Annotated in this window: 11 protein-coding genes, 1 tRNA gene and 1 pseudogene; 9 read left to right on the top strand and 4 right to left on the bottom strand. The window is 58.6% G+C overall.

Features of this window, described 5'->3' with window-relative positions; translation table 11 throughout:
* Positions 1-4,613: beta strand repeat-containing protein (locus tag MJ601_RS18770; protein WP_491572933.1), on the bottom strand; the 4,613-nt coding region annotated here is incomplete at its 3' end.
* 50 nt (positions 4,614-4,663) lie between these two features.
* Between MJ601_RS18770 and MJ601_RS18765 the strand changes: the two genes are divergently transcribed.
* Both MJ601_RS18765 and MJ601_RS18760 read left to right on the top strand, forming a co-directional pair.
* Complete coding sequence (locus MJ601_RS18765; RefSeq protein WP_242129244.1) at positions 4,664-5,575, top strand: TraB/TrbI/VirB10 family type IV secretion system protein; 912 nt, start codon at positions 4,664-4,666, stop codon at positions 5,573-5,575.
* 52 nt (positions 5,576-5,627) lie between these two features.
* The gene (locus tag MJ601_RS18760) at positions 5,628-5,813 is read left to right on the top strand and encodes a DUF2274 domain-containing protein (RefSeq protein WP_491572932.1); all 186 of its coding nucleotides are present in this window, start codon (positions 5,628-5,630) and stop codon (positions 5,811-5,813) included.
* Here the strand turns inward: MJ601_RS18760 and MJ601_RS18755 are convergent.
* On the bottom strand, positions 5,759-6,058 hold the full coding sequence (locus tag MJ601_RS18755; RefSeq protein WP_242129253.1) for a hypothetical protein: 300 nt from the start codon (positions 6,056-6,058) through the stop codon (positions 5,759-5,761). The two genes, MJ601_RS18760 and MJ601_RS18755, sit on opposite strands and share 55 nt — an antisense overlap.
* 21 nt (positions 6,059-6,079) lie before the next feature.
* Between MJ601_RS18755 and MJ601_RS18750 the strand changes: the two genes are divergently transcribed.
* The 5 genes from MJ601_RS18750 (at position 6,080) to MJ601_RS18730 (ending at position 12,861) form a co-directional block, all read left to right on the top strand.
* Positions 6,080-6,448: a hypothetical protein gene (locus MJ601_RS18750; protein ID WP_242129243.1), complete on the top strand. Its 369-nt coding sequence runs from the start codon at positions 6,080-6,082 to the stop codon at positions 6,446-6,448.
* 25 nt (positions 6,449-6,473) lie between these two features.
* Positions 6,474-8,021, top strand: a complete 1,548-nt coding sequence (locus MJ601_RS18745) for a hypothetical protein (protein ID WP_242129241.1) — start codon at positions 6,474-6,476, stop codon at positions 8,019-8,021.
* The gene (locus MJ601_RS18740; RefSeq protein ID WP_242129239.1) at positions 8,018-9,493 is read left to right on the top strand and encodes a glycosyltransferase family protein; all 1,476 of its coding nucleotides are present in this window, start codon (positions 8,018-8,020) and stop codon (positions 9,491-9,493) included. Before MJ601_RS18745 ends, MJ601_RS18740 begins: the two co-directional genes overlap by 4 nt.
* A 74-nt stretch (positions 9,494-9,567) precedes the next feature.
* On the top strand, positions 9,568-10,695 hold the full coding sequence (locus MJ601_RS18735) for a glycosyltransferase (protein WP_242129238.1): 1,128 nt from the start codon (positions 9,568-9,570) through the stop codon (positions 10,693-10,695).
* Positions 10,696-10,782: 87 nt separating this feature from the next.
* Positions 10,783-12,861, top strand: coding sequence for a spermine/spermidine synthase domain-containing protein (locus tag MJ601_RS18730; protein WP_242129235.1), 2,079 nt, complete (start codon positions 10,783-10,785; stop codon positions 12,859-12,861).
* A 68-nt stretch (positions 12,862-12,929) separates the two neighbouring features.
* Here the strand turns inward: MJ601_RS18730 and MJ601_RS18725 are convergent.
* A pseudogene (locus MJ601_RS18725) lies at positions 12,930-13,614 on the bottom strand (IS3 family transposase); the annotation flags it as partial.
* A gap of 336 nt (positions 13,615-13,950) precedes the next feature.
* Positions 13,951-14,025: transfer RNA gene (locus MJ601_RS18720), tRNA-Val, on the bottom strand.
* Positions 14,026-14,153: 128 nt separating this feature from the next.
* Here MJ601_RS18720 and MJ601_RS18715 point away from each other — a divergent pair.
* Positions 14,154-15,488: a dicarboxylate/amino acid:cation symporter gene (locus MJ601_RS18715; RefSeq protein WP_242129234.1), complete on the top strand. Its 1,335-nt coding sequence runs from the start codon at positions 14,154-14,156 to the stop codon at positions 15,486-15,488.
* A 90-nt stretch (positions 15,489-15,578) separates the two neighbouring features.
* Positions 15,579-15,956, top strand: coding sequence for a MerC domain-containing protein (locus tag MJ601_RS18710; protein ID WP_242129251.1), 378 nt, complete (start codon positions 15,579-15,581; stop codon positions 15,954-15,956).
* The last annotated feature ends 15 nt before the right edge of the window (positions 15,957-15,971 follow it).

Genomic DNA, 15,971 nt, shown 5'->3' with positions numbered 1-15,971 from the left:
TTGAGTGTCGCGCCCAGGCCATGGGTGAAACGGTCATTGCCTTCGCCCAGAGTCACATTGCCGTTGATGGTGCCGTAATTGGCCATGCTGTCGTCCAGCGCACCCAGGTCGACCGAGCCGGTGATAACACCCGTGGCGAGGTTGGTGACGCTGTCGGCGGAGTTGATCGTCTGGATCGCGCCGGCGAGGAACTGGCCTGCAAAATTCTGGTCGCTGGCGGTCGCATCGACCAGCAGGTTTGCGGGTATGATCCCGCCTTCAAGACCACGGATCGTCCCGGCATTGACCAGCGTGATCAGGTTTGCGCTGCCAACAAAAGCGGTCGAACCGACATTCTCCAGGCCCGCGAGCACAGGATTTTGTACATTGGCGGCATTGCGGGTCGCACCGGTGGCGGAGATGACCCCGCCTGCCTCATTGGTCACGGTGATGCTGGACTGGCCGCCGCTCGAGGCATCGATGCTGAGTGCGGCGGCGAGGGTGAGGCTTTCCGGAAATGAAGGATACCAAGGGTAGGGCGGCGTGGTCGCAGGACGATAACTGGCACCGCCGTCGGCGCTCAGCGTGCCGCTGTTGGTGACGTTGATCGTCGTGGTGGGTTCGCCGACGATCGGGCCCTCGGCCGGGTCAAAGCCGTTCATTTGCTGCTCGGCCGATCGCGCATCGCTCTCGATGGAAACGGCCGAAGCGCCCAGACGGCTGGTGCTGATCTGCCCGCTATTGCTGAAGGCGACGGTCTGGCTGGCCTGGCTGCTGCCTTCGATTCTGAGAGCCGGGTCATCCAGCTGGACAAGGCTGCTGATTGGAGCCTCGATTGTCCCGCTATTGGCGACGACAATGGCGGTCGCGCTCGAATAGAGATAGGCGCTGCCGTTCACCGTGCCACTATTGGCGAAGGACAGGCTTTCCTGATCGATCGCCCCATAGAGGCCTTCCGTTGTGTCGCGGGTCTGGTGCGCCGTCTGGATCAGCGATACGGCCGTGCCGTAAAGGCCCGAACCGATGGTGCCGCTATTGCTGAAATTCAGCGCCCGGGCGGCGATGGCGGCGTCGATACCCTTCGCCAGGCTTCCGCTATTGCTGATGGCTGCGCTATCGGCATTGGTGTCGATAGCGCTATAATAATAGCTCTGACCGAGGGAGAGCGAGACCGAAGAAGCATAGCCGTTGACGCCCTGTTCGATCGTGCCGTCATTGCTGAAGCTGAAGTCCAAGGCCTGAAGCGCGGCCGACAGGCCGCCTTGGATGGTGCCGCTATTGTCGATCTCGACGCCGCTGACGATCTGGCCGTCCGACGCGCCAGAGATGGTGACGCCCGTGGCGCCGTAAACAAAGAAGGCGCCATCGGGCGAGGCGATGGTGCCGCTATTGCGGAAGCTGAAGCCTTCTTCGCTATTGGCAATCAGCGCGACGGCGGTCATGCCGTTGACGCTGCTGCTGATCGTGCCTTCATTGTCGAAGCTGGCGGCATAGCCTCCGACCGCGCCGCTGATCTGGCCCTGATTGACGAAATTCAGGGTCGATCCGGCACCTGATAGATTGAGCGGGTCGATCGAGGAACCGAGCATCAGCACCGGTTCCCATGCATTGGCCGCGCTGAAATCCGCCTGATTGACGATGGTGCCGTCCCCGGTCAGCGTGAGAGGATTGTTGATCGGCCCATCGGATGCAGTCAGCGTAACGGCCGTCTCCTCGGCCAGGGCGCCGACGCCGAACCGCTCGAAACCGATCGGGAGCGAGGGGAGGGCATTGAGGTCAACGGTCCTGCTGACATCATAGGCACGGATGAAGCTATCGACGCCATCACCTGCGTCGATGCTGCCCAGCACACCCAGCCTGTCGCTGGTGGCCACGAAAATGTCGTTGCCGGCACCGAACAACAGGTCGCCGTTCAATGTGCCGCCGCGATCCACATAGGCGCCGCTCGCATAGCTGGAGCCGCCATAAGGTGAATAGCCAAGGTTCACATCACCATTGATTGTCCCGGCGTTGCTGATCGCGCCGCCGCCGGAAAGGGCAATGGCTTCAAGGCCCCCACCACCGGTAATGGCGCCGCCGGTGATGGTTCCGCTGGCCTGGTTGACGATCACCGTGGGCGAATAGCCACCGATGATCGCCTGCGCGCCGGTGCTTTCTATCGTGCCGCTGTTGCGGATCGTCGAGGCGCTATAATCGCTGGCATAAACCGCACTGCCCGATGTTCGGATCGTCCCGCTGTTGGTGAGATTGCGGAAGCTCGATACGCCGACTGCCGCAGCGCCGCCGCTGGCCTCGATTATTGTGCCGCTGTTGGTCACACTGAGCGCGCCTGCAATGGCGCCGCCGCCGTTGAGCAGAATCTCGCCATTGTTGACGACCTCCTTGCCGCCGTTGATCGCGGATGCGCGGACGCCATAGGGGTTGGCGGCCTGGCTCAGGGTGATGCTGCCCTCATTGGTGAACCGGTCGAGCTGATCCAGCTGGACGGCGCTGCCGCCATAATAGCCGGGACTGAAAGTTGCGTTGAGCGAGCCCCGGCTGACGATCATCGTACCGGTCTGGCCATAGCTGTTGTCGCCGGGGAAGTTGAAGCCGTAGCCCGAGGCGTTGATCAGCGTGATATTCTGGCCGGCGATATCGAGCGACAGGTCGACGCTGCCCTTGCCGTAGAGGCTGATCTGCGCGCCGCCAGTGGCGCCGGTCACGCTGATCTGCTTGCCCTCGGCGATATCCAGCCCCACCGTTTCGAAATTGATATAGTTGCCGAGCGTGATTGCTCCGTCATCCCTGATCCGCGCCAGCAGTTGGTCGGTTCCAGCGCCGCCGTCAAGAACCCCCGAAATGCCGGTTAGCAGGCCGTTGGCGCCCACGTTGCGGTCAAACATATAAATGTCATCGCCAGCGCCTAGACGAATGTCGCCCGTTACTGCGCCGCCCTCCTGCATGATGAAGCGGTCGTTGCTGCCGTCTCCGCTGAGATCGACATGGCCGATGATCGAGCCGGCATTGGTGATGCTGGTAGATCTGTAGAAATAGAGGCTGCTGTCGGGCAGCGTGGCGATGGCGGTGGTATCGCTGCGGATGATCCCGCCGGCCTTGTTTTCCAGTGTCGCACTGCTGGCATAGCTGCCGCCGAAGAGGATCGCCGGGCCGCCGATCGCGCTGATGGTTCCGTTGTTGGTAAGGGCGGTGCCATAGCCCGATTTCAACAGGACGCCCGCACCGCCGGTCGCTTCAATGCTGCTGTTGTTGGTAAAGGCCACGCCGTCGATCGAGACGGCGGCATCGGTCGGACTCGACAAGGTCGCCTTGACGATCCCGTCATTTTGCACGTTGAGCGGCGAAGGATAGCCGAAGCCGAAAGCCTCTATAGCCCGACCTTGTGTATCAAGCATACCCTGGTTGATCAGCGAACCCGCCCCGGAAACATAGAGTCTCGACGTCCCGACGAAATTGGCGTCGAGCGTGAACTGCGCCTGGTTGGAGAGGCTCGCGCGCAGCAGGGAGAAGCCGGTTGGCAGAACTGGCGTGCCGGTCAGCGTGGCATTGGTGCCAATGGACAGGGCAATGGCGTTGACGCCCGCGCCGCCGTCGATCTGGCCGGTGATCCCGGTTTTCAACCGGCTATTCTCATCCAGCGCGGCGATGATGATGTCGTCGCCGTCGCCGAGCAGCACGTCACCCTCGATGGTGCCTGCCGTGCTGTCGATCGTGCTGGCGCCACGGGCCACGATATTGCCCTGGATCGTGCCTGAATTGGTCAGATACAGGTTTGATCCGGCATAGATGGACTGGCCGCCATTGCTGTTGCCGATCAGGCCGCTGTTGGTGACGGACAGCGGGTTCTGCTGGCTGATGATCGTAGCACTTGCAGCAGAGGTGATCGTCCCGCTGTTGCTGATGGTGGAGAGGCTATAGCTGGCGAAGAAACCGTCATAGCGCACGCCAAGGTCGATGGCCGCATTGCCGCGCCCGTCGATCAGGCCGGCATTGCTGATCATCCCGACGGGTGCTGCGATGCCGTGGATCGTGCCGCTTTCCTGATTGGTGATCGATGTATAGCTGACGCCGGAAAGGCCGGAGGGGCCACGGATCGCGCTTCCTGACGTCGCTGTGATCAGACCGCTATTGTCGATCGAGGCCGTGGAACCGCCCAGATAGTTGCTGCTCGACCGTTCGATCCAGATGCCGGTATCGCCACTGATGACGCCCTGTTCTCCGACCAGAATCGTGGCCTGGCCGGTGGGATAGAGATAGGGGTAGGAATAGGAATAGGAATAGGAACCGCTCGGCAATCCCGCCCCGGCATAGGGATCATAGGTGAGGATGCGGTCGCCATTCTGGATGGTAAGCCCAGCAGCGCCAGTAGCGCTGACCGTCCCGTTAACGACGAGATTCGCACGCGCGCTGTTCAGGCGGATCGCGGACAGACCGGACCCGATGACGGTCGCGCCCTGCGCAATGATGGTCTGGGCGTCAGAGGTTATGGTGAATGGCTGGTTGTCGCCCGTGCAGGTGACGAGGCCGTTGATCGTGGTGCAGCCCGCCTGCGCGGACGAAGCGGTAGCGAGCGCGGCGATGAGACTGGCGCCAGCAAGCAGCGCCCATTTGGACGCGCTGTTCTTCAGATTCATATTGTACCCCTGTAAACCCCGCCAATGGGTTACACGGAGAATTCGGAAGGTTGCAAGCCGCTAAATCATTCCAATTTGAAGATAAATTCCGTTCCTTGCTCAATGCTCCGACCTTGGTCCCGAACATGGAGATGGCATCCCATCGCAGTTCGACGTCAAAAGATCGGAAAGGCAAAGCTGCCCGGCAATCTTCCTTGCTGGCGATCACCGCGCAAAAGGCTGGAGAAGCAGCCAGCGCGGAACTCGCGGCAACGTCGCAGGTTGTGCCAGCGGTACACGTGCCAGAGAGGTCGGCGCCCGATCAGGATCTCGATCCAAGCGGGCAGGCAAGGAAGCGGCGTTTCATGATGTCGTCTCAGGCGGAGGGCGACATCAATTCGCACAGTCTGGAGCCGCCCAGGTCGCCGAACATAGTGTCAGCCGGTAGCGTGATTGCCGCCAGCCTGATCACAGGCCTGCGATCCGATCTCCCGGGCCTTGTGACCGCTCAGGTCTCGGAACGTGTTTACGGCAGCCCCAGGTGCCGAACCTTGTTCATTCCCCAGGGAGCGCGGCTGATCGGGCGCTATGATAGCGCCATCAGCTATGGACAGAACCGCGCCCTGGTCATCTGGCAGCGCATCATCATGCCCGATGGCAGTGCAATCCGGCTGGACAATGCGCCGGCGACCGACACATCCGGTTATGCGGGGCTGGCGCACAAGGTCGATTATCATAGCCTGCGATTGCTGCAGGGCGTGGCGATATCGACCTTGCTGGGTATTGGCGCCAATCTCTCCATTTCCGGTGAGAGTGATCTGGTGCGAGCCGTTCGCGAGGCGGCGCAGCAGAATGTGTCCCGGGCAGGTGATCAGATCACGTCGCGCAATCTTCAGGTACAGCCGACGATCATCATTCGTCCGGGAACGCCGATACGATTGCTGGTCCACCGTGATCTCGTTCTTCCGCCATGGAAAGAATAGGAGTAGCATATGGCTGATCTGAAACTGCCGCGCATTCCTGATCGAAACGCCGGTGAAATTCACAATTTCGATTCTTCCTGACCTGCATCAGGCAATTGTCGAATATGCAGCGTTGTACAGCCGGACTTACGGGAGAGAGGAGCCCATCACGGAGTTGATACCGGCAATGCTGGAGGCCTTTCTTCAAGGCGATCGAGTGTTTGCAGCCAAGCGCAGGAACGGGCTCAAGTCTGGCTGAAATGCACAATTGTTGCCAATTTTTCTGGTAGGCGGTCCGCAAGCATGTTGGCGAAACTGCCTCGTAATCTGGCACATGATTCGGTCTCTATCTTTCAGTAGAAGGCCATCGGCCTTCTCGATGGCGACCGCATCCGTTGGACCGACAATGATCGCGAGCGCGGACTGCTCAAGGGCGATATTGCCTGCGTGGTGAGCATCGATCGCCACGCCGTTACGATCGTGACAACGGATGGCCATCGGCATGAACTTGGCCGCGATGATTGAATGTTGGAGCGGCTTGGCGTCGCCTGTGCGATCAACGGCCACATCGCGCAGGGCATGAGGGCTGAAAACGGAATAGTGCTGATGAACGAGCGCGAAAAAGCGCTCAACATGGCCCAGTCGTTCCTCGCGGTCGCCACCCGGATTGTAGATCAGACGGCGCTGAAGGTCGACAACGTCAAGGCGCTCGAACGCGACGTCACCCGCAATCCTGGCGGCAAGACACGGGCAATCGAAGCTGCGCCATCGCCGTCAAAAGACAAGCCGGATCTGCCTGTCCCCGAGATTGGACCTCAGTTCCATCTGGAACAGGCTGGATTTCCGGCCCGTATTTTTTTATGCCCTCAAAACGAATACGGTTCTGCTATTTAATTAAGGGGTGCTGTAGCGTCGAGCCATGACGGAATTGGGATCAAGCGATATTCATTCCGTTGCCAACCGGCATTGGTTCCAAGGGCTGCATTATCGGGTTGGGCATACCCATAAGGTGTGGCTCACCGTCCGTTCATTTGACAAATCACATCTTTTAGCTGCGGCGCTCCTTCTGCTTGGAACTATACTCACGAGAGTAACATTAATAGGTGATCCCGCTGTTCATATGGACGAGGAGTTTTACCTGCTCGTCGCCGACCGCATTTGGCATGGTGCCCTGCCTTATGTTGACATATGGGACCGCAAGCCGGTCGGGCTCTTCCTAATTTATGCCTTGTTGCGTCCGTTAAGTCCAACTGGGATAGTTGCCTATCAGATCGGCGCATTTTTCAGCGCCTTCATGACCGCAATCGTCATTCGCCAAATTTGCTTGCGCTTTTGCAACAATGGCTGCGCTATCCTCGGCGGGCTTCTGTATCTTCTTTTTTTGCCGTTGCTTGGAGGCATGGGGGGACAGGCCCCGGTGTTCTACAATCTGCCGATGGCGGTAGCCGCTTTGCTGGTCCTGCAAGCACAAGGATCCGCCTCCAGTCGATCAGTTCATCGTTACCCATACATAGCAATGGCGCTTTGCGGCATTGCCATACAAATCAAATATTCGGTAGTCTTCGAAGGAATGGTTTTCGGATTATCGTTGTTGCAGATCAAATGGCGCGATGGCGCTTCGATCTTTGATCTGATCCGTTTCGGTTCGATCCTTATTATGATCGCGTTGGCCCCGACTGTCGCAGTCGCACTCGCATATGCGCTAGCCGGGCATTTCAACGAATTCTTCGACGCCAACTTCCTGTCGATCATGAGAGTTGTCCCACCGCAACCTGCAAGGAGATTGGATTTCCTGGCGGGCACGGTGTATTCTATTCTGCCCTTGCTGTTCATGTCCATGGCAGCAACCCCGCTGCTCTTGCGACGTCCGTTCCAGGCCAAAAACCTTTTCCTTGTGTCCTGGGCAGCGGCGGCAATCGGAGGATTTTTTGCTCTAGGGAATAATTACCCGCACTATGCACTCCCGGCCGTCGCGCCACTGAGCATTCTGAGCGCGACCCTATTCCCGCGTATGGGCATCGGCTTGGTGGCCGGAGGAGTATGGTACACGATATTGTTTGCAATGCCGGCTTGGGGCGTACCGACCATCCGCAAGCATTATATCAATTCCATGGTCACCGCCCTGCGTCCCTACGCAGCACACGGATGTATTTATGTGAACGATGGCCCACCCATCCTTTATCTGTTAACGTCATCCTGCCTCCCTACGCCTTATATTTTCCCAGAGCATTTGAACAATGCCGGTGAAAGCAGGGCTGTCGATGCGCCCCGTGAAATGAAGCTTCTGCTGCGAACGCTCCCTTCGGCTATCATGGTAGCGGATAAGGTTTTGGATCACCCGCGCAATCGGAACACGGCCGCCATGATCGATTCCGCAATCGCCGCACATTATCACGAGGTTGCCCGCCTGCCCGATGTGTTTGGAGGCCGGCAGCAAATCATATACGCAAGGAATGATTTTCAGTGAGCAACAGAACGCAAATTATCTTGTTGTTGCTCGTTGCATTTCTTGTGAGAATTTTTGCCGTTTTGCCTTTTTCAATACATCATCCGGATGAAATATTCCAATATTTGGAGCCAGCCCATCGCTTAACATTTGGATACGGAACGATACCTTGGGAATATCGATACGGGATGCGTAGCTGGCTTGTTCCTTTGCTTGCTACACCTTTGATGGCATTAGGTTATTTCATCGCACCGTCGACGGTCCTGTACGCCAAACTACCGATCCTCCTATCAATTGCATCCGGCCTTTCTATCACTTGGTCGGCTTGGACCATCGGTCGGCGCATGGGTCCTATCCACGGTCTAATCGCTGGATTTGTAGCGGCGACCTGGTTTGAACAGATATACTTTTCCCTTCATCTGCTGACCGAAACATTGGCCACCGGCTGCCTGTTACCGGCGGCCGCTCTTTTGACGGGCAGGGATGTGTCGCACCGGAAATGGCTGTGGGCTGGCTTCCTGCTCGGGTTGGCGTTCATACTCCGCTTCCAATATGCGCCTGCAATTATGCTTTTGCTTCTCATAAGCAGCGCCCCCAACATCCGTCGCTGTTGGCTTCCCATTCTTGCCGGCGGCCTCGCCGCTCTGATCCTTTCAACGGTGGTAGATTTGGCGATGGGCCAGGTCCCTTTCAGTTGGATCGTTGAAAATTTCAGGCAAAATCTGATCTTGAACCGCTCGGCCAATTATGGCGTTGACAGCCCGGTCGCATACCTCGCTTTGATTTGGCAATATTGGGGTTGGGCAGCAGCACCGCTATTCCTTCTTATCCTTCCAGCGATAGAGAAAAATAGAGCGATATTTTGGGTCGCCATTCTCAATCTCGCGCTTCACATGTCCATAGGACACAAGGAATATCGCTTCATATTCTTGACTGTCACGATCCTTATTATCCTGGCTGCCATAGGATCGGCCGAGTTGGCGGTACGATTTTCTGCTCGGTTCAACGTCAGGGCATCTTACATGATACCCACTCTGCTGCTCCTTTGGCTCGGCAGTTCAACGAGCCTGGCGGTGGCTGAACCGATGCAATCGCGCTGGACTGCCTTTGGCCCCGGCATGCAACTGGCCAGGGAATATGGCGCCACTCCGGGAAGCTGCGGACTCGCACTGCATCATCTGCGGTTCTGGCAAACGGGGGGATACAGTTATCTCCATCAGGACATTCCGACCTATCTCACCGGATGGAGTGACGCTGATCAAATGAACCGTCAGGATTTCCTGAACGCGGCTGCGGGATTCAATGGAATTATAGCACCCCAAGGCTCGATAACCGCCAGTTTGGGTTATCGTCGCGCGGAATGCGCGGGATTTGAAACCGATGCAAACGCGGCCAATGCTCGCCTGTGCCTATATGTCCGACCGGGCGGTTGCAATCAGCGCGCAGCGGAGCATTGGACAGTACAGAATGTCCTGCTCAGACACGACCAGTAACATCGGCACTCTATGCTTTTTCTTTCGTTAATCAGTTCGATATAAAGGCAGTAAAGCGACCTCTGGGGGATTCCATGCAGCAAGCTTTACATCGGACCGAAATCGGCTCTGCCATGCGCCCATTGGAGCTATGCGTGGTTGTGCCTGTACTCAATGAGCGGGCCAATATCGCCGAACTGATCGACCGTGTCGGCAATGTCCTGAGCGAGATTGAATGGGAAATCATGTTCATCGACGACGGCTCTCGTGATGGCACCCCTGAACTGATCAGCCAACTCGCTGCCACAGATCGTCGTATCCGGCTCATCCGGCGCTTCAATCGGCGCGGGCTTTCTTCTGCGGTGATCGAAGGCATGATGGCGTCCACCGCGCCCGTCGTTGCCGTGATCGACGGCGACTTGCAACATGACGAGACACTGCTACCGACACTCTATCAATCCATTGCCGAAGATCGCAACGATGTTGCCGTTGGCACCCGCTACACAGCCGAAGGCTCGATCGGAGAATGGGACCGCAAACGCGCGCGGATCAGTGCATTTGCGACGCGCCTTGCCGAAGCCATCGCACGGACGCCGCTTAGCGATCCCATGAGCGGATTTTTTGCGGTCCGTCGCGAGACAATTGCGGAACTGGCACCACGCCTTTCCGGTATCGGTTATAAAATTCTTCTCGACATCATGGCATCGGCGCCGCGGCCATTGGAGGTGGCGGAATTTCCATACACGTTCCGCACGCGGAAGCATGGAGAAAGCAAGCTCGACAACATAATTGCGCTTCAATATCTGGAAATGCTGGCTGAGAAGCGGATCGGTCATTTGGTGCCGATCAAATTCCTTAAGTTTAGTTGCGTAGGCGCCTTGGGCCTAGGCGTTCACATGATAGTCTTGTTGACTCTCATCTCAGCTCATGCCGCCTTCGGTACGGCCCAGACGGTGGCTGTATTGACTGCGATGACATTCAACTTCCTGTTAAACAACAGCTTCACCTATCGGGATCGGCGATTGAAGGGGCTGCGAATGCTGACAGGCCTCCTCAGCTTCTATGCGATCTGCGGCCTGGGGGCGATTGCCAACGTCGGGGTAGGCGAAATGCTATTCGGTTCCCATTATGATTGGTGGCTGGCGGGCCTGGCAGGCGCGGCGGTGGGATCGGTCTGGAATTACGTGATGGGCAGCTTATTCACGTGGGGAAAGTCCAGCTGACTGCGCAGAGAAGACTTTTGCGCCTGTCGATAAAGTAAGAGGCGTATAAATTTCGCCGGTCTGGGCGGCATTCGGGGAGGGGGCAAGATGGACCAAGCTGAGACGGTTTCTGCTGACTGGCCTGTTTCGATGGGCGATATGGCGGCCCAGGCCCCGATTGACGCTCGAATGCGAGAGAATGGGAGTGTTGCAGCCCGGCTGGTCGTGGCTAGCTCTCTTATGCTGTTCCTAGAATTGGCATTGATCCGTTGGCTCGGAGCCAACGTGGTGCACCTGTCTTATTTCTCCAATTTCGTGCTGCTCGGATCATTTTTAGGGGTCGGTGCCGGTTTTCTTATCAGCCGCAAAAGCTGGTCGATTATACCCGTATCGCTGCCTCTCCTCACCATTCTGGTGATCGGCGTCTTGAAATTTCCAGTCAGCATTGAGCGTAGCGGATCCGATGTAATTTATTTCACGTCGCTGACCATTAGTGGTCCCCCCGCATGGCTCGCGCTACCCGTTGTGTTCGCGCTGGTTGCGGTGATCCTTGCTGGGCCGGCCGAGGTAGTCGGCCGATGCTTCGGTAGGATACCGCCTCTATGGGCCTATCGCTACGATCTCATTGGATCGCTGATCGGAATTGTTGCCTTTTCCGCATTGAGTTTCATGCAGGCGCCCCCAATATGCTGGGGGTTTATTGTTGTCTCCGTTTATCTGTGGCTGACTGATCGGCGGCGACGGATGGTCGCCTGCGCCTGGTCGTTCGCGCTAATCCTGATGCTTGGGGCAGAGACGTTGTCTCCCGGGGTGAGTTGGTCGCCCTATTACAAGATTGCCACTCAGGAGGTTCCCGATATTGGTGCCGCTGAGAAAGGCTTCCTGTTGATTAAGGCTAATGGCGTTCCTCATCAACTGATGGCTCCAGCCCAATGGAAAATCAGGCAGGGCGAGCGGATTTACGAAACGCCTTATCTGCGCCTTCCCGGCAACAGTCTGGAAAGTCTGTTGATTGTCGGCGCTGGTTCAGGTTCCGATGTGGCGATCGCACTCAAGGAAGGCGCGAAGCATGTCGATGCGGTGGATATCGACCCGCGCATTCTACAGATCGGTGCTGAGAAAAACATCGACCGTCCCTACGCAAGTTCAAGAGTGACCAGACACGTCAATGATGGCCGCGCCTTCTTGGAAAGCACGGACAGGAAATACGATCTGATTCTGTTTGCCTTGCCGGATTCCCTGACACTGGTTAGCGGAGCTTCCCAAATTCGTCTGGAATCCTTTCTATTCACGAAAGAGGCGATGGAATCAGTACGTCGTCATCTCAAGCCGAACGGCGCTTTCGCGATGTACAATTATTATCGCGAGAAATGGCTCATTGATCGGTTGGCCGGTACAGCGGCGTCGACCTTCGGTCACGCTCCATGTGTCGACACCTTTGACGACGCGCAGGCAGTGATCGCCGTCGCGATGAGGCAGACGGACCAGCGTTGTAAGCAGGCATGGGGTGTGAGTGCGGACCAGCGCGTCGCTCCGGCCACTGACAATGCTCCGTTCCTTTATTTCAAGGGCGGCTCATTCCCGCCGCTCTACTCCGTTACTTTGTTTGCTATCCTAGGGGCATCGCTCTTGGCAGTGCGGGGTCTGGGCGGACCTATCCGTCAGATGCGACCTTATGCCGACCTGTTTTTCATGGGCGCGGCGTTCCTGCTCCTGGAAACGAAAAATGTCGCGACCTTCGCCCTGCTGTTCGGAACAACGTGGTTCGTTAATGCCCTGGTCTTCGCCGGCGTTCTGGTCGTCGTGCTCGCTGCGGTCGAAACGACACGCAAGCTGCGCACTCCACCGCTTCCGGTGGTGTTTGCCGGGATTGCTGCGTCATTGGCGATCGCCTGGTATGTACGGCCAGAGTGGCTTCTGCCGTTGCCATTCTACCCGCGGCTGATCACCGCGACTGTTTTGGCGTTTCTGCCGATTTTCCTGGCCAATATCGCGTTCGCAAAGAGATTCCAGGAATCCTCCGACTCGCAATCGGCCTTTGCCATCAATTTGCTTGGGACGATTGTCGGTGGCTGTCTGGAATATGCTGCACTTTTCACAGGTTATTCCAATTTGCTGATCATCACTGGGCTAATCTATCTCGTCGCATTCCTGCTGGTCCCTCGTGCTAGCTCGCGGTTTGCTTGAACATGCGCAAATATGAGCTGCACCCCGATCCGGGACCATCTGGCCGGAGCCGATCCAGCGTCGCGACGTCAGGGCGGCCCATGTGCCACCGACGCGGAGAGCAGCGATATCGGCGGTTTGTTGCCGATCGCGCTGTGCGGTCGTACCTCGTTGTAGTCTCGACGCCAATCCTCGCATTTGCGCACCGCGTCATCGGGGCTCATGAACCGGTGGGCGTTCAAGCCTTCCGACCGGAACTTGCCGTTGAAGCTTTCGATGAACGCATTATCGGTCGGCTTCCCCAGGCCGCGAGAAGCCGAGCGTCACACCCTTCATGTAGGCCTATAGATCGAGCTCGCGGGAAATGAACTCGCTGCCCTGGTCAACCCTGTTCGAGGCCGGATAGCAACCTTCGCGCAGACCTTTTCCAGCACCTCGATCATGTCGGGCGTCCGGAAGCGGAACCGCGGCACGCTCGCCGGTGAGAACCGGCTGAAGGTATCGACCACCGTTAGCATACGCAGCTTTGGCCGCGTCGCGAGCTGGTCATGGACGAAGTTCATGGCCCGGACATCGTTGACTCGGGAGGCCGCGCAGCGGCCTTCCCTCAACTTCGCCTTCACCCTTCGTCCGGGCGCTTTCTTACGCAGTTGCAGGCCTAACTCCTTGTAAAGCCGATACCCGTTTGTCGTTGATTGCCCAGCCTTCGCGCCGAAGCAGGACGTGGATACGCTGGTAGCCGTAGCGCACGCGTGTCTCGGCGATCTCCCGGACCGGAGCAGCATGCCCTGAGACAGGAAGGTCCTCCGTAAGGGGGGGCGGGTTCGTGGCAATGCGCGGATGCGTCTGCGGGCAACTGCCGTGATGGGTGAGCAGCGCTTGGACGGCTCCTGCGTGGCCGCGGGATCGACTCTGCTGGCGACTGGCGCACGCGCATCGCCTGTCGTCCGAGATAGCTTCAGCGGCGTGCGAGACTCGGGATTTCGCTCCCATCGCCCGGCATTTGCATGCCCAGAATTTGCCCGGAATCTGGCGGGCACGGGCCGGCTTCACGGCCTTCGCCAAGCAAACAAAAACCCCGCCAACCCATTTGATTGACGGGGTTTTCGATGGTGGGCGTGGCAAGGATTGAACTTGCGACCCCTGCGATGTCAACACAGTGCTCTACCACTGAGCTACACGCCCACTGTGGAGGGGGCCAATAGCTGCGCCTGTCCGGTCGCGCAAGCGGTAAATTTCGACTTTTCGCTATTCTTCTGGACAGGGGGCGTGCAGCCCATATGCTGCGCCGCGAGAAGGGGACGCCACACATCATGCTGCCAGCGACCATGCCGCCGGATCGGACCGTTCAGCGCTCGCCCGTCTACGGTCAGCTTTATGTCCAGGTGCTCGTCGCCATCGCCCTGGGCGTTGCAATAGGGCATTTCTTCCCGGCAACCGGCATCGCGCTTCAGCCTCTGGGGGAGGCGTTCATCAAGCTGGTCAAGATGATCATCGCGCCGGTCATCTTCCTGACCATCGTCACCGGCGTCGCGGGCATGAAGGAGCTGGGCGCGATCGGACGGGTGGCGGCCAAGGCCTTCGCCTATTTCCTGACCTTTTCCACCATGGCGCTGATCGTCGGGTTGATCGTGGCCAATGTCGTGCATCCGGGCGCGGGCCTCAATATCGATCCGGCCACGTTGGACGCGGGCAGGGTCGCCGAATATCAGCAGCAGGCGCATGCCCGCACGCTGACCGGTTTCCTGCTGGACATCATTCCCGGCACGCTGATCTCCGCAGTGGCGGACGGCCATAACATCCTCCAGGTGCTGTTCGTGGCGATCCTGTTCGGCATTGCGCTCACCATGATCGGGGAGAAGGCGCGGCCGCTGATGACCGTGCTGGAATCGGCCAGCCACGCCATTTTCAAGCTGGTGTCCTTCCTGATGAAAGCCGCACCCATCGGGGCCTTTGGCGCCATGGCCTTCACCATCGGCAAATATGGCGTGGGAACGCTCGCCAACCTGGCGGGGCTGGTCGCGACATTCTATCTTACGTCGCTGCTGTTCGTGCTGGTCGTGCTGGGCGCGGTCGCGCGGCTGGCGGGCTTCAACATACTGCACCTGATCCGCTATCTGAAGGCGGAGCTGCTGCTGGTCCTTGGAACCTCCTCGTCCGAGGCCGCGCTGCCCAGCCTGATCGAGAAGATGGAACGCGCGGGTTGCCGCAAGTCGGTGGTCGGGCTGGTCGTGCCGACCGGCTACAGCTTCAATCTCGACGGCACCAACATCTATATGACGCTCGCGGCGCTGTTCATTGCGCAGGCGACCAATGTGCATCTGAGCCTGGAGCAGCAATTGCTGCTGCTGTTCGTCGCCATGCTGTCGAGCAAGGGCGCCGCGGGGGTGACGGGGGCGGGGTTCATCACGCTGGCGGCGACGCTCTCCATCGTGCCGTCGGTGCCGGTCGCGGGCATGACGCTGATCCTGGGCGTCGACCGCTTCATGAGCGAGTGCCGCAGCCTTACCAATTTCGTCGGCAATGCGGTGGCCACCGTGGTCGTGTCGGTCTGGGAGAAGGGACTCGATCGGGAGCGATTTGCCGCCGCCATGGCGGGGCAGCCGCTTCCCCTCCCGTCCGACAGGGGGGAAGTCGCCGCCGCCTAGGGCATTTTCCTGGGGCCAATGCGCTTGGGCGCAAAAATCAGGTTATGATATGTTGTAACTTCGATGGGCTTGGCCTATGTAGCGTCCACCATGCCGATCAGCCTTCGCCAGCATCTGTCAAACGGCCGCATCGATCGCCTCGCGATCGCGTTGTCGGGCATGTGCGTCGCCCATTGTCTGGTGACGGCGGTGCTGCTGGGCATGCTCGCTTCGGCCGGGGGGATTTTCGAAAGCCCGATCTTCCACGAGACGGGACTGGTGCTGGCCATTCTGCTGGGTGCGGTGGCGCTGGGCCATGGCGCGGTGGCGCATGGCTATATGATGCCGGCCGCGATCGGATCGCTGGGGCTGGGGATCATGGCGGGGGCGCTCACCATGGATCATGGCTTGCAGGAAAGCGCCTACACGCTGCTGGGCGTGGCGATCCTGGCGCTGGGACATGATCTCAACCATCGCGCTGGCCGATAGGCATCTTCGTGTGGC

Source organism: Sphingobium trunci, assembly GCF_022664535.1.
In the GTDB taxonomy this organism is placed as follows: Bacteria; Pseudomonadota; Alphaproteobacteria; order Sphingomonadales; family Sphingomonadaceae; genus Sphingobium.
Note: the sequence above shows the minus strand (reverse complement) of the source record. Positions and strands in the feature narration are given on the sequence as shown.